Annotated in this window: 20 protein-coding genes; 5 read left to right on the forward strand and 15 right to left on the reverse strand. The window is 48.5% G+C overall.

All coding sequences use genetic code 11. The annotated features are described in order from the left end of the window. Nucleotides 1–648, forward strand: a 648-nt coding sequence (locus tag MJZ26_07505) for an aspartate-semialdehyde dehydrogenase (protein MCQ2105622.1), incomplete at its 5' end; no start/stop codon positions are given. A 106-nt stretch (nt 649–754) separates the two neighbouring features. On the opposite strand, the gene MJZ26_07510 is transcribed toward MJZ26_07505, so the two are convergent. The 3 genes from MJZ26_07510 to MJZ26_07520 form a co-directional block, all read right to left on the reverse strand. Further along, on the reverse strand, nt 755–5,509 hold the full coding sequence (locus tag MJZ26_07510; GenBank protein MCQ2105623.1) for an InlB B-repeat-containing protein: 4,755 nt from the start codon (nt 5,507–5,509) through the stop codon (nt 755–757). Nucleotides 5,510–5,531: 22 nt separating this feature from the next. Continuing rightward, nucleotides 5,532–6,647: an aminopeptidase gene (locus tag MJZ26_07515; GenBank protein ID MCQ2105624.1), complete on the reverse strand. Its 1,116-nt coding sequence runs from the start codon at nt 6,645–6,647 to the stop codon at nt 5,532–5,534. A gap of 75 nt (nt 6,648–6,722) precedes the next feature. Then, nucleotides 6,723–7,676, reverse strand: coding sequence for a TonB family protein (locus MJZ26_07520; GenBank protein MCQ2105625.1), 954 nt, complete (start codon nt 7,674–7,676; stop codon nt 6,723–6,725). Between the two features lie 635 nt (nt 7,677–8,311). Between MJZ26_07520 and alr the strand changes: the two genes are divergently transcribed. Then, a complete protein-coding gene (gene alr / locus MJZ26_07525; GenBank protein MCQ2105626.1) occupies nt 8,312–9,538 on the forward strand; it encodes an alanine racemase in 1,227 nt (408 codons plus the stop codon). A 69-nt stretch (nt 9,539–9,607) separates the two neighbouring features. Beyond that, on the forward strand, nt 9,608–10,168 hold the full coding sequence (locus tag MJZ26_07530; protein ID MCQ2105627.1) for a methylated-DNA--[protein]-cysteine S-methyltransferase: 561 nt from the start codon (nt 9,608–9,610) through the stop codon (nt 10,166–10,168). Nucleotides 10,169–10,197: 29 nt separating this feature from the next. Here the strand turns inward: MJZ26_07530 and MJZ26_07535 are convergent, their stop codons facing one another. From MJZ26_07535 to MJZ26_07550, 4 genes are all read right to left on the reverse strand, one after another. Further along, entirely contained in the window at nt 10,198–11,313 is a 1,116-nt protein-coding gene (locus MJZ26_07535) for a hypothetical protein (GenBank protein ID MCQ2105628.1), read from the reverse strand. Between the two features lie 18 nt (nt 11,314–11,331). Further along, on the reverse strand, nt 11,332–12,327 hold the full coding sequence (locus MJZ26_07540) for a hypothetical protein (protein MCQ2105629.1): 996 nt from the start codon (nt 12,325–12,327) through the stop codon (nt 11,332–11,334). 60 nt (nt 12,328–12,387) lie between these two features. Beyond that, nucleotides 12,388–12,666: a hypothetical protein gene (locus MJZ26_07545; protein ID MCQ2105630.1), complete on the reverse strand. Its 279-nt coding sequence runs from the start codon at nt 12,664–12,666 to the stop codon at nt 12,388–12,390. A gap of 89 nt (nt 12,667–12,755) precedes the next feature. Then, a complete protein-coding gene (locus tag MJZ26_07550; protein ID MCQ2105631.1) occupies nt 12,756–13,034 on the reverse strand; it encodes a hypothetical protein in 279 nt (92 codons plus the stop codon). A gap of 213 nt (nt 13,035–13,247) precedes the next feature. On the opposite strand from MJZ26_07550, the gene MJZ26_07555 reads away from it, so the two are divergent. Beyond that, nucleotides 13,248–15,812: a hypothetical protein gene (locus MJZ26_07555; protein ID MCQ2105632.1), complete on the forward strand. Its 2,565-nt coding sequence runs from the start codon at nt 13,248–13,250 to the stop codon at nt 15,810–15,812. 7 nt (nt 15,813–15,819) lie between these two features. Here MJZ26_07555 and MJZ26_07560 read toward each other — a convergent pair whose 3' ends face one another. From MJZ26_07560 to MJZ26_07590, 7 genes are all read right to left on the reverse strand, one after another. Further along, complete coding sequence (locus MJZ26_07560; GenBank protein MCQ2105633.1) at nt 15,820–16,854, reverse strand: tetratricopeptide repeat protein; 1,035 nt, start codon at nt 16,852–16,854, stop codon at nt 15,820–15,822. Beyond that, nucleotides 16,844–17,500, reverse strand: a complete 657-nt coding sequence (locus tag MJZ26_07565) for a TonB family protein (protein MCQ2105634.1) — start codon at nt 17,498–17,500, stop codon at nt 16,844–16,846. Before MJZ26_07565 ends, MJZ26_07560 begins: the two co-directional genes overlap by 11 nt. A 109-nt stretch (nt 17,501–17,609) precedes the next feature. Further along, on the reverse strand, nt 17,610–18,014 hold the full coding sequence (locus MJZ26_07570) for a biopolymer transporter ExbD (GenBank protein MCQ2105635.1): 405 nt from the start codon (nt 18,012–18,014) through the stop codon (nt 17,610–17,612). Further along, nucleotides 18,011–18,760 carry a MotA/TolQ/ExbB proton channel family protein gene (locus tag MJZ26_07575; GenBank protein MCQ2105636.1) on the reverse strand — a complete coding sequence of 250 codons (750 nt, stop codon included), beginning with the start codon at nt 18,758–18,760 and terminating at the stop codon, nt 18,011–18,013. Before MJZ26_07575 ends, MJZ26_07570 begins: the two co-directional genes overlap by 4 nt. A gap of 12 nt (nt 18,761–18,772) precedes the next feature. Continuing rightward, complete coding sequence (locus tag MJZ26_07580; protein MCQ2105637.1) at nt 18,773–20,284, reverse strand: MotA/TolQ/ExbB proton channel family protein; 1,512 nt, start codon at nt 20,282–20,284, stop codon at nt 18,773–18,775. Next, nucleotides 20,284–21,087: a DUF3450 domain-containing protein gene (locus MJZ26_07585; protein ID MCQ2105638.1), complete on the reverse strand. Its 804-nt coding sequence runs from the start codon at nt 21,085–21,087 to the stop codon at nt 20,284–20,286. Before MJZ26_07585 ends, MJZ26_07580 begins: the two co-directional genes overlap by 1 nt. 283 nt (nt 21,088–21,370) lie before the next feature. Then, entirely contained in the window at nt 21,371–22,111 is a 741-nt protein-coding gene (locus MJZ26_07590) for an ankyrin repeat domain-containing protein (GenBank protein ID MCQ2105639.1), read from the reverse strand. Between the two features lie 111 nt (nt 22,112–22,222). On the opposite strand from MJZ26_07590, the gene MJZ26_07595 reads away from it, so the two are divergent. Then, nucleotides 22,223–22,996, forward strand: coding sequence for a hypothetical protein (locus MJZ26_07595; GenBank protein MCQ2105640.1), 774 nt, complete (start codon nt 22,223–22,225; stop codon nt 22,994–22,996). A gap of 43 nt (nt 22,997–23,039) precedes the next feature. On the opposite strand, the gene MJZ26_07600 is transcribed toward MJZ26_07595, so the two are convergent. Continuing rightward, on the reverse strand, nt 23,040–25,373 hold the full coding sequence (locus MJZ26_07600; GenBank protein MCQ2105641.1) for a LysM peptidoglycan-binding domain-containing protein: 2,334 nt from the start codon (nt 25,371–25,373) through the stop codon (nt 23,040–23,042). Nucleotides 25,374–25,375 lie beyond the last annotated feature (2 nt).

Here is a 25,375-nt window from a genome sequence, read left to right on the forward strand (position 1 = left end):
GAAAACGGCGGTTGCGGCATTATCGCAAACCCCAACTGCACCACCATTATGATGGTCGTAGTCTTGAATCCCATCGAAAAGATTTCCCACATCAAGAAGATTCGCGTTTCTTCTTACCAGAGCGCAAGCGGTGCTGGCGCAGTTGCCATGGAAGAACTCCAGCAGCAGTACAAGGACATTATTGAAACCGGTTCCACAACCCATATCAAGAAGTTCCCCTTCCAGCTGGCATACAATGTCATTCCGCAGATCGACAAGATGACTGAAAATGACTACACCAAGGAAGAAATGAAGATGTTCAACGAAACCCGCAAGATCATGCACTCTGATGTTCGCACCAGCGCAACTTGCGTACGCGTTAGCTCTCTCCGTTCTCACTCCGAATCCGTCTGGTTCGAAACCGAAAAGCCGGTCTCTGTCGAAGAAATCCGCGCAGTTCTCAAGAACGCTCCGGGCGTGTTCCTGAAGGACGATCCGCAGAACTACATCTACCCCATGCCGCTGGAAAGCGCAGGTCACGACGACGTTTACGTTGGCCGTATCCGTAAGGACTTGGCAGACGATTGCGGCAACACCCTGTGGCTCACCGGCGACCAGATCCGTAAGGGCGCAGCTCTCAACGCCGTTCAGATCGCTGAGCTCCTCTAAGATTGGTTCAATCTGTTATCGTAAGCACAAACTCTCGATAAGCAAAAAGACCTCGCAAATGCGAGGTCTTTGCTTTTTATTCGCTTCTAGAATTACGTTCCTAGAATTATCGTACGTTCACCACACGGGTCTGGTTTGCAACACGAAGAACGAAGCTGCCAGATTGCGGCACATTCAGGTTCATCACAGACGATTCAATTCTGCCTATAGAAATCACTCGTCCCTGCATATCCATCAAAGCGACTCGTTGTCCAACAGGGCCGTTAACGATTTGAACCATTCCATCAAAGACATTTACATCAAAGGACTGCAAACGTAATAGATTCAGGGCAACAACCGTTGTAGAAGAACTGCTACCCACGTTGCCGCTGGAACTGGAGCCGGCGACAGAACTACTGGATTCAACGGAACTACTGGATTTAGCAGAGCTGCTGGATTCGACAGCATCTTCGCTGGAGCTGGATTCAACTTTGGAACTAGAACTTTCCTGCAGATCGCTACTGGAACTGGATTCTTCCTCGTTACTGCTTGAACCAATGGGAGCAAGTGACATCAGCAAGGCAAGATTCTTGTCGGAATCAGACTCGTTCAACTTGGGATAGGAATCCGTAGGCTTCTGCCCCCATACGGAGCCATCAAAGCCCTCTCCTTCATAATCATGGAGCTTCTTGGCCAAGGAGCCATCCTCAAATTCAGAAACAGCAGCAGCCTTAGCCAAGGTATCCATTACAGGGCCATCCACATAGTAGGAGTTTTCCATGGACACCAGACTCGTATAAATACGGCCAAACAGAGCTCCGGTCAATTCATCTCCTGTCACAGAGCCCTTGTTGTAGGAATTGATAACAATGTTGGTATCTGCGCCACGACCAAGGAAACCTCCAATTGTCGACTTTCCTGAGACATCCCCTACATTGTAGGAATTTACAATTCGGATATACTCAATGGCCATGCCAACAAGGCCGCCCATTTGACCAAGGCCTGTAACAGGGCCCTCGTTATAGGAATCCATGATCGATATGGAGCCTCTAAGTTCACGGTCAAGGCCCACCAGGCCGCCACCATCATAGTCGCAGTTGATTACACCTGAATTATGGGAATTGACCACAAACACATGAGTTTCATCGTTACTTCCGACAAAGCCTCCACAAGCCTTGACGCCTTCCACGGTAGCTTCGTTATAGGAATTGGAGATCACGATATAGGACTTTTGGGCGTCACCAATAAAGCCGGCCACATTGTACGTGCCCTTGAAATAAGAATCCTTGATACCAAGGCCATCGATCAAGACAGGATTCGAAGGGGATCCTCCGCCCACGAAGTTAATGAAGCTGGTTCCATATAGGCCAGAGATAGAATGACCATTGCCGTAGATCTTTCCTCCAAAGGATCTCAAGCTAGGCCAGGAAACAAAGGTCTCCTTCTTGTCTTCATTAAGCTTTCCGTCAACCAGGACCTGCTCATTCAACACAATGTCCGCAGAGAGGCTACCGCAAGCAAATTCATTTTGTTCTATGCCTTCGGTACCATTGACAATGGCCGCAAACATGAACAATTCATCCTCGCTGGATATGTCGTAACAGTCGTCAACCAGCGTAGGAATATGCCACCACTTGCTATAGTAGGTCGCCTCGCCCTTGACAGTATCCGCAACCCTAGTCACAGGGCTGCCTTCATAGGCATCATTGTCGTACCATCCCTTGAATACATAGCCATTTCGTACAGGAACCGGCAAGTCAAGGGCAATGCCCTCTGCATACTCATCTGCATATAGAGTCTTGTCACCATCGTAGGTTACCAATACAAGCTTGGAGAACTTGACATCCAAATTGGAAATAACTCCACTGAGGACCGGATGATTATCCACCCCGACATTCTGCCCCCAAACGCTGCCATCAAAGGATTCGCTCTTATAGTCATGAAGCAGCTTTGCTACAGTTCCATTTCTAAGTTGGCTTGGAGTGACATAGGAAACTTTATCCGACTTCATTAGGTAATCATTTTCAGAAGGAATCGCATAGGAATTCGTTATTGTAGAAGCCTCATCATATTCACAGCCCAACCTTGAACTCATGATGAAGGAATTTTCAACAATATTCTTCCCACTGGTACTACCGAAGATATAGGACTTGTCTTCACCGATATCAATGTCGCAGTAAGAGTTTCTTATATGCAAGTCGCCCTTGCCTCTCCTGATAAAGCAGGACAAATCATAACCGATATTCTTGCCCTCAAAATAGGATTCCACAATAGTAATATCGGAACTTGCGGATTCTTCAACAAATCCTGCAGCATCTCCGCGTCCATCAAATAAACCATCCACATGGGTTCCCTTAATCAATAGAGAACCGGAGTCTGACTTGACCTGACAAATCAGACCAGCTTTGTTATGAACGCTTCTAAAATAGGAGTCCTCGATTCCAAGATTCAGGATCTTTGTGGTATCGGTCTCACTGGTATTGTAAACAGACTCAAAGAAGCCTAGGTATTCATCTTCCCATCGTGAATAGGTTTCGTAACCATTCATGTACAGGCCATAAATTGTATGGCCGTCGCCATCAAAAATTCCCTTGAAGTTCCTTATGCCACGCCAGGAAAGATGACTACCGGAACTCAGTTCATACTTGCCGCCAAGAAGATTCTCATTGACGACAATATCTTCGGTCAGCTTACCGCACAATGTTCCAGTGATTCTTGTGGAATCAATGACGGAGGCATGGGCCTCAAAGGCAAATCCATAAAGTTCATTCACGGAACCAATCTGGAAGCAACCATCCTTCAATTCCGGAATCTTGGGTTCAAGGCTAATATCATCGTCATTGAAGGTGATGTTTTCCGTAAACACAGGGTGCTTATCTATGCCGACATGCTGTCCCCACATGGAGCCATCATATTCATCATCCTTGTATTCACGCAGAAGGTAGGCAACCGTTCCGTCCTCGTAATCGCTTTCCGTAACGCCGATTCCTGACGAGCCATCCTGACCAAGGGCATAGGCATTATAATACTCTACGGAGCCATAGCGGCCCACCAATCCGCCTGCGCCAAAAGCCGAAGACGTCGTCAACAGGTTAAAGCTATTGATGATCTTGACGTTGGAAGAACCATCACCAATAAGTCCGCCTCTTTCCGAGGAACCACAGCAGGAACTGCCGTTCATTGAAGCCGTATTGTAGGAGTTGGCAATAAGGGTTCCACTTTCCGCCTTACCAACAAGTCCACCAATTCCAACACGACCGTAAACAGAGCCCTCGTTATAGGATTCTTCAATCTTTACTCCATAAAGGGTGCAGCCAGCGATACCTCCACCACCGATGCCTCCTTCCACAGAGCCTTTCTTGCTATAGACGTGAAGAATATCCGTAGACTCAGCAGAACCTACAATCGCGCCTGCGCAGCGCTCACCCTTGAACATATAATCCAACAGGCCAAGATCTTTTACGACGGATTTCTTTCCTTTCATAGAAACGGTGCTGCCAATAAAGCCTACGTTTTCGCCCTTGGAAGAAAGAGTGTTATAGTACAGACCAGAGATAGTTTTTCCGTTTCCATCGAAGGTTCCAAGGAATTTCTGTATGGGGAACCAGCGGGTCCATCCACCTACGGTATCCACGGCAATGTCATCGGTCAGCTTGGCACAGAATTCAGTGTAATCGTCGTAGGACATCGTCTGAATCACATTTGTCTGACGTACGATTTCTGCAAAGCCGTACAATTCCTCCACCGTCCCTATTTCGTAGCAACCGTCAACCACTTCAGGAATCTTTCCCCACATGGCGTAAAGGTCAAGATCTCCCGTTGTACTTCTGATAATCTTGTCCAGGGTATCACCCTTAAGCCCTTCTTTCGTAAACCACTTGATAAACAGATAGCCATCACGTTCAGGAACAGGAAGCTGGACTATAGACGATTCCACATAATGGTCCGGATAATCCTCCGCATGGTCCACATTGTGGAATGCCAGGCTAGAAACCACACTTTTGCCTGCATAATTTTTTATTTCATCGCTAAATACGGGATGCTTATCCACGCCCACATTCTGTCCCCAGCCCTTACCTCTCATGTTATAACGAAGCAAGGCGGCAATCGTTCCGTTTTCCAATTCCTCCATGGTCATGGTTGTTGAATGTGCCCCGGTATAAATATTACAACCCGGTCTTTCGAAAATATTTTCGTATGTATAACCGCGATAACTGGCGCCGATATTGACTACGTCGCAGTTTTCCTTATTTCTATCTAGGGGACCTGCGTTGTAAGCGTTTCTGATGTTGAGATAAGTATCAACGCTCCCCATTTCAGCCATAATTCCTTTGGCATTTATATAGGAAAGAATTAAGCCCATATTATACACATTCTCAATGGCCATGTAACCCGATTCAAATCGACCCACAAGGCCTGCTGCGTAATATTTGCCCAGAATATAGGAGTCCTCAAGCCCCACATTGGCAATGACAATGGAGTCTCCTTCCTCACCACCCTTTACCGTACTGAAAAGAGCGGCATATTCAAACGAATCATCATTGAAGTACAAACCGGAAATAGTATGGAACTGTCCATCGAATTTTCCGCTAAAACCGACCATGGGAGTCCAGGGAACAAAATTGCTTCCATCCCCATTCAAGGTGTCATTAGCAAGAACATTCTGGTTCACCACGATATTCGCGGTAAGCTTACCGCAGGCGTCGGACTCAAGTTTAAATGCGTCAGAGCCATTGACTACAGCGGCAAAGCCATACAGCTCGGCAGCGGAACCAATCTGGTAACAACCGTCAACCTTCTTAGGGATGACCGGCGAAATGGATGCAGCCCCAGCCAACACAGCAGCAGCGGCAAGTATGAGCGTTATTTTCTTCAAAATCATATGTAACCCCCAAAAAATTTCTTTATCCCAGTTCTTCTGGGTTCAGGCACTTAAGCTCATCAATGACGAACTTGCCATCCTTACGGATCAGGACATCGTCGAACCAGATTTCACCGCCACCGTATTCGGGACGCATGATCAGAACCAAGTCCCAATGGATTGCAGACACATTTCCATTAGGAGCGTCTTCGTAGCAGCGGCCCGGAGTAAAGTGGATGGAGCCAGCGATCTTTTCGTCGAAAAGAATGTCGCACATGGCGCTGTTCACGTAGGGATTGAAACCGATGGCGAACTCGCCCACATAGCGGGCACCTTCGTCCGTATTGAACAAAGCGTTCAAGGCCTCGTTGGAGCCGGTTTCGCAGGAGGCGTTCACAATGGCGCCGTCCTTGAATTCCAGGCGAACGTTACCGAACTGCTTGCCATCGTAAAGGGACGGAGTGTTATACTGAATCACGCCGTTAACGCTATTGCGGACAGGAGCAGTATACACTTCCCCATCGGGAATATTCATGTTACCGCAGCAAGGCACAGCGCCGATACCCTTGATGCTGAATGTCAAATCCGTTCCCTTGGAAACCAGGCGCACCTTGTCGGTACGGTTCATCAGGTCCACAAGGTTCTGGGCGGCCTTTGCCATCTTGGGATAGTCTGCCAGGCAAGCTTCAAAGTAGAAGTCCTCGAAGGCCTCGGTACTCATCTTGGCGGCCTGAGCCATGGAAGGATTGGGCCAGCGAAGCACACACCAGCGGGTCTTATTCACGCGATAGTCCAGAACAGCCTGGTTAGCCAAGCGGTACTTCTTCATCTGCGGGCCAGGAATGTCGCAATTTTCCATGGCGTTTTCAGCAGCACGAATGGAAATGTAGCACTGCATCTTCTGCATTTCAGCCATGGCCAAGTCAGCAGAAACCTTCATCTGTTCTTCCGTAGCAGACTTTATCATTTCACGACGTACACGACCATTGTAGTTATGAACGAAAGCGTTTCCGCCGGCCTTTGCGACAGCCTTGACCAATTCCGTGCTCAGTTCGTCGGGAGTATCAGTGGTTTCAATAAGGATATTTTCGCCAGCCTTAAGAGCGATGGCGTTGTTAATCAAATTTTCAGCAAGTTTTGTAATGCGAGGATCTTTCATAGGCTTAAATATAAAAAAGCCGATAGTCTCGCGACTACCGGCAAAAAATTTTCAATCCATACACAAACAATTTTTCTATTCGGAGAAAGTAAAGGGAACCGTCACGGTAGTGTTACCAGATTTCACCTTGTTAAATGTCCAGCGGCCTACGGTATTCTTGACTTCGTTATCGAATTCCCCGTATCCCGTCGTAGACGAAACTATGGCTATGCTGACAATCTCACCACCCGGAGCAATGGTAAACTTTAATGTCACCTTGCCCTGGAAACCAGGATTCTTCTTAAGGTACTTGTTATACACATGTCGAAGCCCCGGAGTACGCGTACGGATCACCTTCATGATATCCGATGCTGAGCGAGCCGAGTTGGCAGAACTCATATCGATATCTGTCGGCGAAGGAGGAGTCAGACGCCCCTTAAGCGCCTTGGTCGCAATGGAACCGGCTGCATTACCGATCAAGTTGGTGAACGCATCGTCAATACCACCGCTACCACCGGCGAACTGACCTTCATTGAAGCCTCCATTCACCTTACCTCGGACCTCGCCAATCTTGGTCTTTCCCGTAGTCTGGAGACCATTGGTGTGCTTGAGCACCTTGTCGATATCCTTGGCAAACTGCTGATTTTTCATGAGATCATAGGCCATGGCGCTTGCGTTGTTCGTCTGGGCGGTAATCATCTTGATGATTCCGCGATTTAATGGTGCACGAGGATTTCCCTTGCCAGAGTTTTTTCCACCGCCACCAGGTCTTTTACGTTGTATTTCCTGTTGTTGGTTTTTCTTTTGTTGTTTAGGCGTCTCCTTTTTTTCTTCTTTCTTGTTCAATATGCTTACGGTGGCCTTCAGTTCTTCATTAGGTAATTTGTCAAAAATGACATCGTCAATCACCCTTTCGTATGCCGCAGCCCAGAAGCACAGAGACAGTGCCACAAGAAAGGAAACTCCAGCAATGGAGCCCATCTTCTTATCTGAATCGGGCATGAGTGATGCGATGAATTCATTTACGGTTTTATCTTGCAGGTTTTTCATGATTTTATCCTACCTTTCCTTTTTACGGATTTATTGTTTTATGGGAAATAATGAATATGATTTTCAGACAATACGAGGACAGCTGTTCTTAGGAGAACATTCAAGCCCAGGAAGGCAAAAGAGGAACAGGACTTGCAAGGGCAAGCCATTCACTCAACTCATTACATTTTAGCGGGAGGACAAATAGACCAGTTCATGTCGCCTGTGTTTCAGGTCGTGACCAGCTAGTAGACAACTTCATTTCTTTGATTATCGGTTCGGAAAAGTCCAAGTAGATTCGGTCGTTTCACTCGCCTCAATCACAAATTACTTTATTCAGAATTCCCGTTCAATGACCGCTCCTTTACTCGGCATCAGAACAAGACTCTCATCTACAATTTTGAAACTATAAAGATTTTTTTCCGCGGAATCGGCAGAAACCGTAAAGAAAATTTTGTGCTTCGGAATGTAAAAATATCGGTGTTCAGCCGAGCCCTTGTAGTTGCTGGAGCCAGGACTGATTTTCATGTTTTGAGAACCTTATGAACTTTACATTTCAAGGGGTAAAATCTATTCCAAATTAGAGTGAAATTAAGGCATAACCTTGATTAAAGTAGGTAGCAACATCCATGGGAGTTATTTATATTTTGGGCATTATGAAGCTTTTATCTACCCCTCCCGATTTGAATCGTATTGCGCGCCCCAACTGGATTGAAATCAATCTCGACGCTCTTTGTAACAACATTCAGTTTATCCGTAGCCAGATTCCTGCCAACACCAAGATCCTTCTGCCCGTAAAGGCGGACTCCTACGGCCATGGCAGCCTAGCCTGCTCCTTTGCAGCCAAGTTCGGCGGAGCCGACTATCTTGGCGTGGCACACATCAGCGAAGGCATGCTACTTCGTCAGTACGGTATGGACTTGCCCATCTTGGTTCTTGGCCCCTGCACTCCCGCGGACTTCGCCTACTTTGTGGAGTTCCAGCTGACTGCAGCCATTACGGACATCCGTACAGCCATGGCTTTCGACCAGTTCCTCCGTGACAACGACTGCACCTGCAAGGCCCACTTGGCAATTGACTCCGGCATGAACCGCTACGGTTTTGACGCCGAAGACTTCAACAACATTCGTGCCGCCTTGAGCCTTAAGAATCTGCAGTTCGAAGGTATGTTCACGCACCTGGCCACAGCAGACATGCCGGGCAATCCCAAGACTGAGATCCAGATCCAGCGATTCACCCGACTGGTGGACGTTCTGGAAGCCGAAGGCCTTCGTCCGGAAATCTGCCACTGTTCCAGTTCCGCAGGAACCTTGACTCATCCCGAAAGCCATTTCGACATGGTCCGTCCGGGTCTCGCCCTCTATGGCTACAACCCCATGGGCGCCACCCCCTCTCCCTGGCCCATCAAGCCGGTAATGCGAATCAAGTCTACCATCCGACACATTCACGACGTCAAGCCCGGCGAAACCGTAAGCTATGGCGGCTACTGGATGGCCCAGCAGACCTCCCGCGTTGCAACCATCGCCATCGGCTACGGCGACGGTTACCTCCGCGGTGAATACAACAAGGGTTTTGTATCCATCCGTGGCCAGCTCTGCCCCATCCTGGGTCGTGTCTGCATGGACGCTGCCATGGTGGACGTGAGCCACATCCCCGACGTTCAGGTTGGCGAAACGGTTGACGTTGTGAACGGTGAACTGGACTTCAGAATCTCCATGGAAAGCGTGGCCGACGACCACCACACCATCCCCTACGAGCTGACAAGCCGCGTAGCCCGACGTCTGTACCGCAAGTACTACTGGAAGAACCGTCTTGTCCGCTGGGACTACCTGCGACAGGAATTCGGAGTACAGGATTTCACGGAATTCCCTCTGAGAAAGTAAGTTCCGCAAGATATTGCAAGCCCCGACAAAATCGGGGCTTTTTCATTTTATTTTATCTATATTCAAATCATGGATTTTAACGACTCAAAATTCACAACCGTAATCCACAGGAACCTGTGGGGACAATGGACGTTCGTTTTTGAAAAGTCCAAGTTGTGCAATTTGAGTTATAGCGCCGCAGACGACACGAACAGTGTAAAGCCCAGTACGGTTCACGCTTGCGTCTACTCCGGCCCCGATGTGGAATCCAAGTTACCGCCTTCTACAGCAAGGACCTACCGAAAAGTCATTCAGCAACTGAATCTGTACCTCGCAGGCAAACTCCGGGAATTCGACATTCCCTGCAAACTGTACGGCACCGAATTCCAAGTCAAGGTCTGGGAATCGCTACAGACCATTCCCTTCGGCGAAACTCGATCCTACAAGGAAATCGCAGAACAGATTGGCAGTCCAAAGGCTGTCCGTGCCGTAGGCAGCGCACTCCACGTCAATCCCATTCCCTTCATCTATCCTTGTCACCGCGTCATCGGCAAAGGCGGTACCCTGGTGGGTTTCGGACTCGGTCTAGATATGAAAAGACGCCTCCTGGTCATAGAAGGCGCCATTCCTCAAGAAATGAATTTGGAATAAAAAAGGGGCCAAATAGGTCCCTCTATATTTTAGTCCTTGTCGTCAAAGGCCTCAGCTTCTTCAGGCTCTTCCACGATCCAGTCACGGATGTGCTTTGCAAGATCCTTCTGGCCATCCTTTTCTGCTGCATCAGCAAGTTCGCCCAGTTCATCGGCATCCATGGTAGTCAAATCGTTTTCAAAGCGATCCACATAGGCAGAGAGCTGGTCATAACGTTTCATACCGGCAAGCAGCTGCATGAATTCCATGTCGCAGGAGTTTCCACTACGGAACTTTTCATGTTCCTGCAGAAGCTGGGCAGCCTCCCCTTCACTAACAACGGAACAGAGACGTCCTAGGTTGATAATCTTCGGGAAGGTTTCGTAAAGGCGACGGGCAATCTTGATGCAGTCTGACTTGCGTCCTTCCTTGTCGGCAATGGCAGCCTGCAAGTCAAGGAAGGCTTCCTCGTCTTCGTTGCCCGGATTCTTCACGTCGTTCATCCACTGCTTTGCAAGCACCAGGTCACCGGCCATGAAGTAGGCGTTGGCAATATCAATAATGGTTGCATTGCTCTTGTCCGGATCCTTCAAGAGAGCAGCCTTGGCGTAGTTGGTTGAATCCTTGATGGAATCAGCCATATCGCAAATAGCATCCAGCACGTCTTCGCGGTTTTCTGCAGCAAACTGTTCTTCCTGAGAGAGAAGCTCATTCAGCAACTGCTGGGCACGTTCTGCAGGCATGATTTCATCCAGACTCAGGAACACAACGGAGCGGCCTTCGCCACCCACATGGCGCACAGCCAAATCGTGAATCAAGTCGGCAACGTAATCCTTGTCTTCGTACTGCTTGGCAATTTCAACAAAGAAGGTTCCTGCATCGTAGAACAGGCTATCCCAATATTCCTGTTCGTCTTCTTCGGCCTTGAAGGCGCAGAAATCTGCACGAAGTGTCCATACCAGAAGTTCCAGCTGGACCTTGGGATCCTTGCAATCCTCGATATCGACGAGGCCTTTGCCGATGGTTTCGTAAAGATCGTCAGGACGGTTGAGCAAACGGCTTTCTCCGCTTACAACCTGCATCAATGTTTCGCGGAGGCGATCTTCCTTACTGCGGTTGGCCTGAGCCAAAGCCGGAGACTTAAAAAACTTTTTCTTCTTTGCCATGATTAAAAATTTAGAAAACTAGAATAAAACGCGGTAAGGCAGTTCTTTCTTTTGCTTTGAGAAACGACGACCCTTCAGGTCGATGTAGTGGTCTCGAGATTTAAACACAGGCTCAGCTTTCATCCGCTTCGCAATCGCCAGCGTTGTATCCTTCGAAGTTTCTACTGAATCCACAGGCGTAACAACAGAATCCTTAGGCAGTTCAACCACTGTGGTATCGGGGATTTCGGCTGCAGAAGTATCTGGATTTTCTACAGAACTATCATCCTTCAACACAGTAAAGAAATACTGTTGAAGGGCCTTGCTATTTTCGTCAACGTCAGTCAAAAAAAGAGAATAGCCATTTTCTATTTTCTTAAATTCGCCTTTACGATCCTGTACGGTATCTCCCGTAGCCAAAACAACCCGTTGATTACACAAGGTAGAATCATTTTTATCGACAGCAAGAATAAACTCTGTCTGAACGAACAAATCTCCAGAACTATTTTTTGTCCATTTCCTGGTGAACAAGGTATCGTTCCTTGTAATCAATTCCTCACGATCGAAAAGAGAACTCGCAGATTCATCCGGTAAAAATTCAATGACAAGATTTTCACCGAAAAACAAGCCTCTGCTATTTACGAAACTTTTTCCATCGGTATATCGAGTATGATTAACAACCGTGGTATCGCCATTCAGCTCCTTTGACAAAAGGATTTCAAAGCCTGTTTTCTTCAGCTCACTTTCTTTTTCTACATAAAAAGGAACAACCGAGCTCATTGCAGACGATCCATCAGAAAGAATTCTTATTCCACTGTAAGATTCAAGGTAAGGTCCGTTCCACAAAAAATTATAGGTCGTTCCAGAAACACCATCTCGATTCACGGATTTATTACTATCGAGACGAACGGATTCATCTAGAGAGAACAACATCTGTTCTGTAATATTCACCAATCTTACGGCATCGATGCAGTTAAAAGCACTAGCAATTCCGACGAAACCTAAGACAGCGAGAGATAAAATTTTATTCATCATAGCCTCCACCCTTAAATCTAACAACTAAGATTCCCTTAACCTAGTTATCAATCATCAAAGTCACTGATTTTTTCTGGCTTTACGCAGCTGAATTTGTCTAGCCTTTCGGCGATCCTTGCGACGGCGGCGGCGTATCCTGTTACGGGCGGCATTCATTTCAGATACTTGATGGAGAACGTCCATAATGCGTTCCTTGGCAAAAGCATTATTCAACTTCTTACGGGTAACGTAATCCAACAGGCAAACGCAAATCAGAAGACAACTCACAAACACAGCCAATGCAACAGGCCAGAGAATCACAGGAAAATGAGCCGCAATCAATCCAAAAGTAGGAGGCATTATAATGGACCCCACATAAGAGTCCGCCATTTGTATACCAATGGCTCGCCCCGAAAGATTTTCCCCAAAACGGGCCGGAGTCGCGTGAATTAAGGATGGATAAACAGGGGCTCAGCCAAATCGTGAATCAAGTCGGCAACGTAATCCTTGTCTTCGTAGTCCTTGGCAATTTCAACAAAGAAGGTTCCTGCATCGTAGAACAGGCTATCCCAATATTCCTGTTCGTCTTCTTCGGCCTTGAAGGCGCAGAAATCTGCACGAAGTGTCCATACCAGAAGTTCCAGCTGGACCTTGGGATCCTTGCAATCCTCGATATCGACGAGGCCTTTGCCGATGGTTTCGTAAAGATCGTCAGGACGGTTGAGCAAACGGCTTTCTCCGCTTACAACCTACATCAATGTTTCGCGGAGGCGATCTTCCTTACTGCGGTTGGACTGAGCCAAAGCCGGAGACTTAAAAAACTTTTTCTTCTTTGCCACAACCTCAAATCTAGCAAAAAAAATACGCAGCAATCACCAATCTTCAACCACAAACTTTTTTTATTTCTCTATATTTGATGAATAAATGTAACGGGGGTTATAATGAAAAAGTTTTTTTGTTTTGGAATACTTCTACAAGCACTGTTCCTGTTTGCCGGCTGCGATGACGATGGATCATCCAGTGTCTTTTCTGCTCAAGATGAAATAAGCAAGGATGACGACAAAGGCAGCAGTTCTTCAGGCAAGAGCAGTTCTTCAGGCAAGAGCAGTTCTTCTGACAAGAGCAGTTCTTCAGTCAAAAGCAGTTCTTCTGGCAAGAGCAGTTCCTCCAAGGCACTTCCCTACAAAGTGGACCCATCTACGGTAAAAACAGGAACATTTACCGACGAACGCGACGGTCGGAAGTACAAGTACGTCACCATCGGCAACCAGACCTGGATGGCGGAAAACTTGAATTTCAAGACAGAGAACGGAAGTTCCTGCGCTGCAGGCGAAAAGGACAAGGATTGCAATACTTTTGGACGAATTTATTCCTGGGCAGGATTACTGGATTCCGAAAACAGCCTTTGTACCGCCATGGAAAAATGCGAATACCCCTTCCAGGGAGTCTGCCCCAACGGATGGCATATTCCTGACATCGTGGAATGGGACACCCTTGCAGTGGCGATGGGGGGCAAAAGCGAATCCTACGGGGAATCAAGATACTACGACAACATCGCCAGTCGCCTGCTTGCAAAGGAGAATTGCGAAAAAAAATACTGCGGCACAGACGAATATCACTTCTCCGTCATCACTCAAAAGGATTCCCTCACAGGGACCACAGGTTTCGCCACCTCCAGAAACTTTAACTACGAAAACATCTATTACCATGCGGGCTACACCCGAGGGGTATACGTCAGCCTATCGTCATCCAAGCTCAGCGTCTACGGAATTGACCGTCGCAACGGATCATTCGCCATCCGCTGCGTCAAAAGCGAAAACATCCCCGACCTCAAGGACCCAGCCACCATCAAGTCAAACCATAAGGGCTGCGAAGATGCCGTCTGGTCACCGAAAGTGAAGCCCTGCAGCGACAAAAAGACAGATAACTGCGAGCGTGAAGATGGCGGCATCAAGATTGGAACGCAAATTTGGAAACACGGGCCCAAGGAATCTGTAGCCGTTTATAGAGCTGCCTCCTGCGAACAGGGGTGGCATGTTCCCGACTCATTGGAATGGGAAATCCTATTCGACAACATCGGCGGAAAATGCTTTGCAGGAATGATGATGAAATCCGCCAGTGGATGGAACGAAGGAAACGGCCTAAACGCCTACGGATTCGACCTTAAGCCAACCGGATACTATGGCGTATGGGTGGATACAGAAAAGAGAAGTGCAAGCATCGACTATAGGGAACTGACCGAGCCCAAGACCTTTGCCGGTTACTTTGTCCGCAAAGGCGAAAGCAATGATTACAGAAACATCTTTGGATTCGGCCCAACCTCCAGCGTTTCCTATAAATCTATTTACCACGAAACAGGAAACCTGCTATGCGTCAAGGGCTATGTCCAGGAATTCCGCGACACAGCTCTGACCGGGAATCCCTACCTGAATCCCGATTTTAAGTATGGCGAATACACAGATCCACGAGACAATCAAGTCTACAAGACAACAGTCATTTTGAATCAAAAGTGGATGGCCGAGAACTTAAACTACGAAACGGAAAACAGCCAGTCCGACCATGCCCGATTCCATGGGCTATTCTACAACTTTGAAGAAGCCCGAACCGCATGTCCCGCAGGATGGCACCTTCCTAGCAAGACAGACTTCGACACACTGCTGTACCTAGCCGCCCCCAATAACCACTCCTACACGCTGGTTTCAAAAAGAGACCGCAATGCCAACGATTCTCTGGGCTTTTCCATGGCCTTCGTGGAAAACAACACGTCGACTGGCAATAGCTACGCGGAGTTCTGGTCTTCCGATGCAGCATCCGATACAACATCCTACGCGCTGTATTCCTATCATTATGGCGTCAGCGACACCATCCGTTTCCTACAACCCAGACAATCCCGGTATCTCTCGGTTCGCTGCCTCAACGACACTTCCGTCGCCTATGGCTACAGCGGCGACTACGGGACTCTTACCGACGAACGAGACGGGAATACCTACAAAACCCTAGAAATCAACGGAACCACATGGATGGCTGAAAACCTTAGGTTCAATTCCAAGACTAGCACATGCTCTTCACTCAGGGACGCTTGCAGAACAATAGGCAGGCACTATCCCGCCCCATTCGTTCCTGACAGCTCAGAGACCTTGTGTCCTGAAAACTGGCACGTTTCCACGACAGCAGATTGGGATAGTCTGCTCGCCTTTGTTCAAAAGAATGGCAAGGACCTGATGAGCATTTTTGGATGGCACGCCCGAGCCCATGGAACAGACAAGTACGGTTTTAACGTACTTCCGAACACCTGTTTAGAAAAGAAATACGGATACCTCGATATTTATGAAAGTAACGGAGTGGCCTGCCTAGGAGCCGTCGATGCAACCAACAATGCAAGCAGATACTACCTTACCGTCACCTCCAGGGACGGAATGAAACGTAACTTCAACTTTCAGCGTATAGATGAAGATATCGAAAAAAAATACTTCCGCTACGGAATCCGCTGCGTCAAGGATGACTAAGTTTTAATCATTTCTTTTCGCGGATACGCTTGTAAAGGCTTTCCGCCTTTTCTGTTTCACCTGCATTGGTAAACACATGGCCTACGTTCTCGGCACCGATGCGGCCCTGGGACGAGCCTGCAAGCCAAGCCTTCATATAGCATTCAAAGGCTTCGTCGTAGCGTTTCTGGTTAAAGTAGATCTGTCCCAAGTCCAGATTCAGGTCGCCCTTGCCCTTGTTATGGCGAAGGCCTTCTTCCAGCGTAAATATGGCCATCCAGGGGGATTCATTCTTCACGTACATCTGGGCTAGATAACGGCGGGCAGAAACATTCTCCGGATCCATCAGCAGGCCGTTTTCCATCTCGTTCAGTGACTGTCTGGTGGAATCCATACTGCGATAGTAATACGCCAGCGTAAAGTGAACATCGGCGCCGGCAGTGGCTGTCATCTGCAATGCATTCTGTAAGGTCTTTATGGCGTACTCATAGTCGCCAAGCTTTTCATAGACTTCGGCAAGTCCATACCAGGCATCCATGCGGTCCGGGTTCAGCTGCAGGGCACGTTCAAAGTTCTTCTGGGCCAAAGTCCAGTCACGACCCTTCATATAGCATTCAGCCAGGGCAAAATGGACATGGTCCGATTCCACACCCAATTCTACGGCACGGTTGTAGGCAGCAATGGCCTCCCCTGCATCCCCTGCCAAATAGTAGATGTCGCCCATGAGCATCCAGGCCTTTTCAAAATTCGGGAGCAGTTCCACAGTACGGCGGTAAGCTACCAAGGCCACCTGCTTACGGTCCAGCTGGACTAGGGCGTTTCCCAGGTTAAACCAGGCGAAAGGCTCGTAACGGCCTTCATCGATGGCAGCACGATAAAGAGGCACAGCCTCCTTGTACTTACCCTGGTCATAAAGTTCATTGGCCTTGAAGAAGTAATCTTCAGCCGCAAAAGAAGAAACAGCAAGGAGCAGCAGCCCCAACATCGCTACGGCTAGATTCTTCGCCTTCGGCTCAGAATGACGCAGGATTGGGTCGGAATGACACATGCAACTACTTAACAAAGCGGAACTCCTTTGTAGCCTTCTGGGCCACCGGATATCCGCCGAGCTGGGCGGGACTGAACTTCCACTGGCGTACGGCATTCAATGCTTCGGTTTCAAAGCCATAGCCCGGAGGATCCAAGGTCAAGACCTGAGTCTGGGCCACATCGCCATAAACGTCAATTACAATCAAGACCTTCACATAGCCGGAAACACCCAGACGCTTAGCGCGTTCAGGGAACTTGGGCTGAATTTCACGAAGAACGGAAGCCTGTTCATCCACTTCGCCAGCTTCGTACACCACGTTTTCCATACCGCCCGTTCCAACGGCAACTCCGTCACCGGCAGCACCACGAGCAAGGGACAAATCCATCTGGAAATTCTGGGAACGCCCTACACCCATGTTGGAAGAAATCTTGAAGGGATTGGGATTAACAATCGTACGGATAACCTTCTGCTTGACCTCGGGCTTTTTCTCGCTAACAAGAACTTCTACTTCGGTAACCGCTTCCAGCTCCTTCTCGGTCTTAACACCCTTATCAAACAGCAGGGCATTGATAACGGGGACTGCCAAGAAGAAAATCGCGCTCACCACAAAGGAAAGCACCAGCGCTATGGGATAGCGTAGATACTTAGCGACAAGATCTGTGGGAGAGAAGGTGGACATAGTTATGAGTTATGAGTTATGAGTTATGAGTTATGAGTGAAGAATGAAAGATGAAGAATGATTTAATTTTTCATATTTCATTTTGCATTTTTCATTTTCTCGTTAGGCTTTATTCCTCTTTGTTTGCGGAAATGGAAACTTTACGAACCTTGGCCAAGTTACATTCATCAAGAATATCGACCACAACCCCGTTGGGTGCATCGCGGTCGCTAACAATAATCACAGGGCGATCCGGAGCTTCGGCCATCATCTGACGCAGCACCGTATTGAGTGTCGTCAGGTTCACCTGGGTTTCGTTAATATGGATCGTTCCCTGACGGGTTACACCAATCAAGATACTTTCCTTGGCAAGATCCTTGGCTGAACTAGCCTTGGGCTTTGTCACATCCACACCAGTCTCACGGGTAAACGTAGAGGTTACTATAAAGAAAATCAAAAGGATGAACACCATGTCCAGCATCGGGGACACATCGATGCCACCAGCTTCACGGGTTCGTTTACGGATAAAACTCATTTTGTTACCTCGCTAGATCCTTCGTCGCTACGCTCCTCAGGATGACACTGTGAACGAGCCTCAGAATGACACTGGGGATGCTCAGACAGCTCAGAATGACACTCGAATTTTTCAGGATCAAACACGTAAGATTCAAATTTCAAGGCCTCACTCCAGGCGTCGTCCTCCACCTCGGCAACCTTGCCAGACAAATAGTTGTAGGCAAGCATCAAGGGGAAAGCGACTAACAGGCCAGCCTGGGTCGTCAAAAGAGCTTCGGAAATACCGTCTGCCAAAAGAACCGGGTTGCCAAAACCGAAGAGCTGAATCGTCTCAAAGGTGTGCACCATGCCAGAAACAGTACCTAGAAGCCCCATCATGGGAGCAAGAGCAGCACAGGTAGAAATGGTCTTCAGGGACTTAGCAAGATTCAATGATATGCGGTGACGAGTTGCTTCCATAGCATTACGAACAGCCACAGGACCCTCGGCCCGGTGTTTGCGAACATCCTTGATCAGGGCGTAGAAATACCCGTAACGGCGACGACCCATCTTTGCAAAGGCGGCGTCCTCCCCTTTTTTTTCCAGGGTTTTCCAGAAAGCGGAAAAAGAGCGACCACGCAGCATAAAATAGTAGCCGTAACGTTCCAGCATCAAGAACCAGCCAAACCACCCCAACACAAAAATCGGGGCAAGAACCCATCCTCCCCTAAAGAGGATGCCAAAGGCCACTTCCAATACGGAATTTTGATCTACACCTGTGATCACGAAATCTAGACCTTACTTTTCGTTAATCCAGAGAGCGTTAAGAACGGCAAGGCCAGCCTTCTCCATACGGCCACGAAGAGCGTCAGACCTGTTGGAAAGGAAGGTATGCAAAAGCTGCAACGGAATAGCGACAATCAAGCCTGCTTCCGTGGTAACAAGGGCAATGGAGATACCGCCTGCCAGAAGCTTGGGATCGGAAGTTCCGTGCATGGTAATGACATCGAACAATTCAATCATACCCATCACGGTACCAAGCAAACCTAAAAGCGGAGCTGTTGCGGCGAAAACAGAAACCCAGGTCAAGCCGGATTCAATCTTGGGAACCTCGGCGGAGAACAGTTCTTCCAAGGCCTTCTCTGCGGCAGCACGGCCACCGTATTCCTTGGTAAGGACGGTCTTCAGGACCTTGCCTACCTTACCGTGGGATTTCACGGATTCAGCACGAGCCTTTTCCACATCGCCTGCTTCTAGGGCCTTCAAAGTTCTGCGTACACCAAAGCCGCCAAAACCACAAATCAAGAGCCACAGAAGCTTGAACAGGACAATCAAAAGACCAAGGCCAAAGATGGTCACAATGGGATACATCAGGATGCCACCGTTCTTGAAGAAGGTCAGGAGTTCATCCTTCCATGTGGTTTCCTGATGATTTGCAAGTTCAGAGGATAGTTCCGTACTCAGGAGAACATCCACAGGAACCATCACATAGGCGGAGTCCTTTGCGTTGGCAAAGACATTAGATACCTCACTCTTGGTTTCCGGAGTCAGGTTTTCCTGCCAGCTGAAAGCGCGCTTCTTTTCTCCGGCAACCGGAAGCATCAAAGCGGACGGGCGGTTTCCCGCAGAATCCAGGGCGGAATTAGCCATCTGCATTGCAAACAGGCCACCCATGCGGAGACGGTACCCCTCGGAGACTGCAGTACCGAACACCAGTTCAGCCTGTTCCTGCTGGATTTCGCGAGTAAAGGACATTTCATTCTTGGCAACGTTCAAGATAGACTTGGCTATACGGAGGGGATCATCGCGGTACAATCCCATCTCCTTCTTGACCTTGTTCTGTGCTTCAACACGTTCAGCAATCTTGAAGGGAATTCCCTGTTCCTGGAACTTGGCCAAATTTTCAAGACGTTCCGGACCAGCAGCCAAGGACAAGTATTCGGCACGAGCCTTTTCTGCCTGGAGCTTTACCTGGGCAAGATCTTCACGGGCTACGCGTACATCTTCAAACAGACGAGCACGTTCGGACATAAGGGCGTCAACCTTTTCCTTGCTTTCCTGGTACTTTTCATTGAACATCTCGCGTTCCTGATTTGCAGTTTCGCGATCCTTCCAACGGGCTGCAACAGCCATGTCTCGTTTCTTGCGAGCTTCTTCCAGGTCAGCCTTCGCGCTGTTCAATTCAGCACGCTTCTTGACAGCATCAATATTATCCTGCTGGGCGAATGTTGCAGAAGGTGCTGCACAAAGCACGGCTGCAACAGCCATGGGAGCAATCCACTTGCGGAGATTAAGCATATTGAGATTCATTACTTAGCCTCCTTGGGAAGAACCACCGGAATAGTAACCAAGCGCGGAGCGGTCTTACCTTCGGCAACCTTCATCACATCCTTAAGTGCGGTACGCATTGCCAAGTCGTCGGAAACATTCATCCAGGTGTAACCACCGTTTTCTGTACGCGCAAGCCACAGCACGTCATTGCCATCGTTGCTAACAAAGATCGAGGCAACTGCGCCATAGCGCATAAAGGTGCCTGCTACGTTACGAGTATTTACCTGCAAAAAGCCCTTCCAGACTTCCGTAGTATAACCAAGACGGATTCGGTCGTAGAAAACCTCCAGCGTACGGTTCAAGCCATCATCCGCTTCAATCAAGCCCTTGTGAAGCTGGTTTGCAATTTCCTTGATACTGGTAATAGTTTCTTCGTTGCGGTAGGGAAAATCCGACTCGAATACAGGAACCAAGGAATCAATGACCTTTGCCAGGGATTCTCCATACTTGGCCTTGCGATTTTCAAAGTACTTGATGGTGCCAGCGGTCTTCTGGCGGGCTTCGGCCAAGTTCTTGATTTCGGTCTTGAGGGAGTCGATTTCGGCCTTCAGGGTCTTGTTCTGGCTAGAGAGCGCCTGAACCTTCTTGCGGCCGACTTCGATGAATTCCGCATGGCGCTTCTTTTCGGCATCATGCATGGACTTCTCGCGAGCGGTTTCCGCTTCGACAGCTTTGGTTTGACGTTTAATACTTTCAACAGTTTCCTGCGCACCAGCAAAAACGCAGGTCAAGCACAGGCATAGACACAGCTTGGGAATAAAGGAAATTTTCGAAAACTTCATGCGGCAAAAATACAAAGAACCACCATACAAAAAACAGAAGTTTCTTAAAAAAACGCAATTTTCGCCTAATATTTGCTTAAAAACGGCTATTAACCATTTATAAAATTTTCGCACCCGCATACAAAAAAGGGCCCCATCAGGGGTCCCTTTTCAAAATGGATAGCCTTGGTAGATTCTAGGAAGGATTCCAAAGGGAACCATGGGGTTCCCTCTTGAATGTCAATTTCCTACTGATTCTAGGAAGGTTTCCAAAGGGAACCATGGGGTTCCCTTTGCATCATTATTACTTAGCCTTGGAGTCCTTGAAGTACTGCGGAGTATTCTTGGCACCGGCCTTCTTCAGAGCCTTGATCAGACGGGTATAGCCTTCGTTGGTTGCCCAGTCAAGTACAGAATAGCCCTGACCGCACTTGGCATTCACATCGACACCCTTGTTGATGAGGAACATCATTGCATCGTACTGGCCATTCTTGACAGTCCAGTGAATGGGGAGATAACCATCAGCACTGCGAGCATCGAGAGGTGCGCCTGCGTCTGCCAAGGTTTCGAGCATGTCGACCTTACCAGCCTTGGCTGCAAGGAGAACGGCAGTGCCCAAAGTCTGGGTTTCAGCACCTTCGGCCTTGAGCTGAGTCAAGAGGCGGGAAACGACTTCCTTGTTGCCCATCATGACGGCATTGTCAATGACAGCTTCGCCATTACCGTTGCGAACGTTAGCCTTTGCGCCATGTTCAAACAGGTAGTTCAGCACAGCCATATTGCCCTTGTTTGCAGCAATTGCAACAGCATTGTTGCCGTTATCTGCAGGAGCATCAATTTCGAAAGAAGCCTGGAGGAACATGGTCATCTTGGCAGTATCACCGCTAACAGCGTAGGAAACGAACTGGTTCGGGGTAAAAGGAATCTGCTGCTTGGTCAAATACTTACGCACAGACTGGGGATCATTGGGATCCATGGTGTCGTTACAGGCTGTCAGGGAGAACATCAAACCGGCGGCGCAAAGTGCCAAAAGCTTCTTATTCATAAATTTGGGCTCCAAATAGGGATTTTTTAATTATCTGCGAAAAAAATACACTTTTTTTGCAAATATTTCACGAAAATTTTCAATTTACATGAAATATTTTAAATTTATCACATGAATCGGTTATTTATCTCTCTCGCCCTGGCTGCAGTCAGCCTTACATCCGCCCAGACCTACATCACAGATACCTCCATGGCCGCTGCAGAAAACAGCGATTTCATGGAGTATGAAGACCGAGGCTCCTTCGGTCCCTATGTAGAGTTTGGAAACATCAAGTCCAGCAACGTCACCTACGTATATAAGGTTCGTGACCGTAAGTACGATATTTCCGTAGACAATTCCTACATCTACGGAGCATCCGGTACCCTGCCCCTGACCGAATGGTTCGACATTTACATCATGGCCGGCTACCAGTACCTAGGCATCAGCCACCATCCCCGCAACGCCAAGTCCGCCTACGACGACCTGGCCGAACTTACCGAGGATTTTATTGACGCCCCGCTGGATTCCTCCGACATCGACGGTCGCCATCAGGTTCACACCGCCCTGTTCCAGTTCGGTTTCGACCTGGCACTTCCCCTGGTCGAAAGCTACAACTACCAGTTCATGTTGAAGCCCTACCTCTTCGCTGGCGGTATTTTTGGAAAGACCTTCTTCTCCGACGATACCAAGTTCACCTCCCCCATCCTTTACGGCTACGCCTATGGCGCTGGTCTGCGCATGGCATGGCACGGAGCGTTCCTTTCTGCCGGCGTTCGCAACAGTCATGAATACTTCCACACTTACTACGAACGCAAGCTGTCAGAAACCAAGGATGGCGATCAGTTCATGCTGGACTTCGACACTTACTTCCAGCCCTTCGTAAGCCTGGGTATCACGCTGTTCTAAGTCAAAGGCTTAAAAAAAAGAGGACGCTTTCGCGTCCTTTTTTTTATTTCTTGATTTTTAGCTTATCGCCAATCTTAATCTTTGTATCGGATAGATTGTTCCACTTGACGATATCTTCGATGGTCACCTTGTACTGACGGGCGATATCCCAAAGACCCTCGCCCTTCTTGACCTCATGGATCTTGAAATCAGCAACGGGTTCCGGATCGCCGAGAACTCTCAGTTTCTGACCAACATCAATGTTGGTGCTATTGCCCATGTTGTTAAGGGCCTGAATCTTGGCAACCGTTGTGCCGTACTTGCGGGCAATGACACTAAGGTTGTCTCCAGACTTGACCACATAGATGGGAGACTTTTCGGCAGATTTCTTTTCCGAGGTTTTCTTTTCTGCGGTCTTCTTTTCAACTTTCTTTTCGGGACTTGCCTTTGCTGCGGGCTTTGACACATTGCGAACAATTTCTGGAATTACCAAGGAGTCACCAACAGTTAGGCGCTTGCTAAAGCCATTGTTTGCCTGAAGCAACAGGACTACGGGAACATCGTAGGCCTTGGCGATGTCAACATAGCTGTCTCCAGACTTGACTTCGTAACGCTGGCCCTTGAGAAGTTTCGGACGCTCGTTAGATGTTCTCGCCTCGGTCGGCGCAGCGGTTTCCTCGACCGCCTTCTGAGGTTCTGGTCTAGACACAAGCAGGGTGTCGCCCGCATTCAACTGGGCAACCACATCCAGATTATTCCATGAACGAAGGCTATCCTGGGAAACACCATGTCTTCTTGCTACGGAAGCCATATCGTCACTGGCCTGGGCTACATAGACACGGACTTTCTCCGGTTTCTTGCCAGACGACGAAGACTTGGACTTCGGTTTAGGAGTAACCTTGATGGGAATCAGAAGATTCTGTCCCGCACGAATACGGGTACTCTTCATGTCGTTGGCTTGCTGCAGTTCCGATACCTTGATGCCATACTGCTTTGCAATGATTCCAAGGCTTTCGCCCTTTCTTACCTTGTGATGGTGCCAGCTAGAAAAGTTGTTCTTTTCCATTTTATCATAACCATCGACAAAGGCTGCGCGGGTACCCACCGGCAATCTAAGCAAATAGGAATCCCTATTAGGAGGAGTACACCACTTCACCAGTTCCATGTTCAAGCTGCGCAGGGTATCTTCCTTAACTTTCAGAAGCTTGGCCACTTCCTCCAGCGGGAACGAATCAAAGACCGTGACGGTATCATAGTCAGGCAGAGTCTGCTTCTTGATAGTCATGTCATACTGTTCCGGGAAATGGCCCACCACCATAGCCGCAAGAATACGGGGCACATAGCGCATGGTTTCCTTCGGCAGCTGGAGTTCCCAATAAGTGACAGCCTGGGTAGAATCCCTAGTGGAGTCAGCCTTCATCTCACGAATCAAACGGCGGACGCGACCTTCGCCACAGTTGTAAGCGGCCATAGCCAGCTGCCAATCACCAAACTCCTCGTACAGGCGACCCAGGTACTTAAGGGCTGCAACAGTTGCCTGCTCCGGATTACGGCGCATGTCCACCCAGTAGTCCAATTCAAGGCCATAACGTTTACCAGTTTCTGGAATAAACTGCCACATGCCCGAGGCCTTTGCGCGGCTATAGGCCTTCACCTTAAAGCCAGACTCGACAAGAGCCAAATAGATCAAGTCACGAGGCATGCCCATTTCATCCATCTTTGCATAGATCAGAGAATCGTAGGCCGTCTTTCGATTAAGGGAGCCTTCCATGAACTTGCGGGCGGAACCCGTCATGTAGAAAATTTCCTGCATCACTCGGTCGTTGAACTCTACCGGCAAGGTAAACTGTTTTACATCAAGGGTATCCAGGAAGCTTTCAATTACCTGTAGTGAGGCACTGTCGGCAACATTTTCATCAAGGTCGTCGATGCCTTCGATGGACACCTCGTTCCGGACAAAATTTTCCGCGTCCTCCCCGAGGTTCGCAACATTAGGATAAACTTCGTCCAAGGCACGAACCAGCTTCAATGACATCTTTTCGCGATAGATGGAGTCTTCCGCTGCAGAAACATTCTTGTAAGTAGAATCGTACTTTTCTGCAATCAGCAGTTTCAAGGATTCGTCCAGATAGTGGCGGGCAAGCATCCATTCTTGGTTATCCATGGCCTGCAGGGCGTACTGGTAGTAAGTCCAGGATGGACGAGCCGCCAAGGAATCGGACACCGTATCCTTCAGAGCACTTTCCGTATAAGAGGGTACCTCAATAACCTGGTTTTCTGAGCTATGTTCTACGGGTTGGGTGACGGGAGCGGGTTTAGAGGCGCAACCAGCAAGGAACATCACCTGCAATAGTAACGCAAAAAAGGCAAAGCCGGACTTTTTGTACAAATCAATCATCA

Origin of the sequence: Fibrobacter sp., from assembly GCA_024398965.1 — a bacterium.
GTDB lineage: Bacteria > Fibrobacterota > Fibrobacteria > Fibrobacterales > Fibrobacteraceae > Fibrobacter.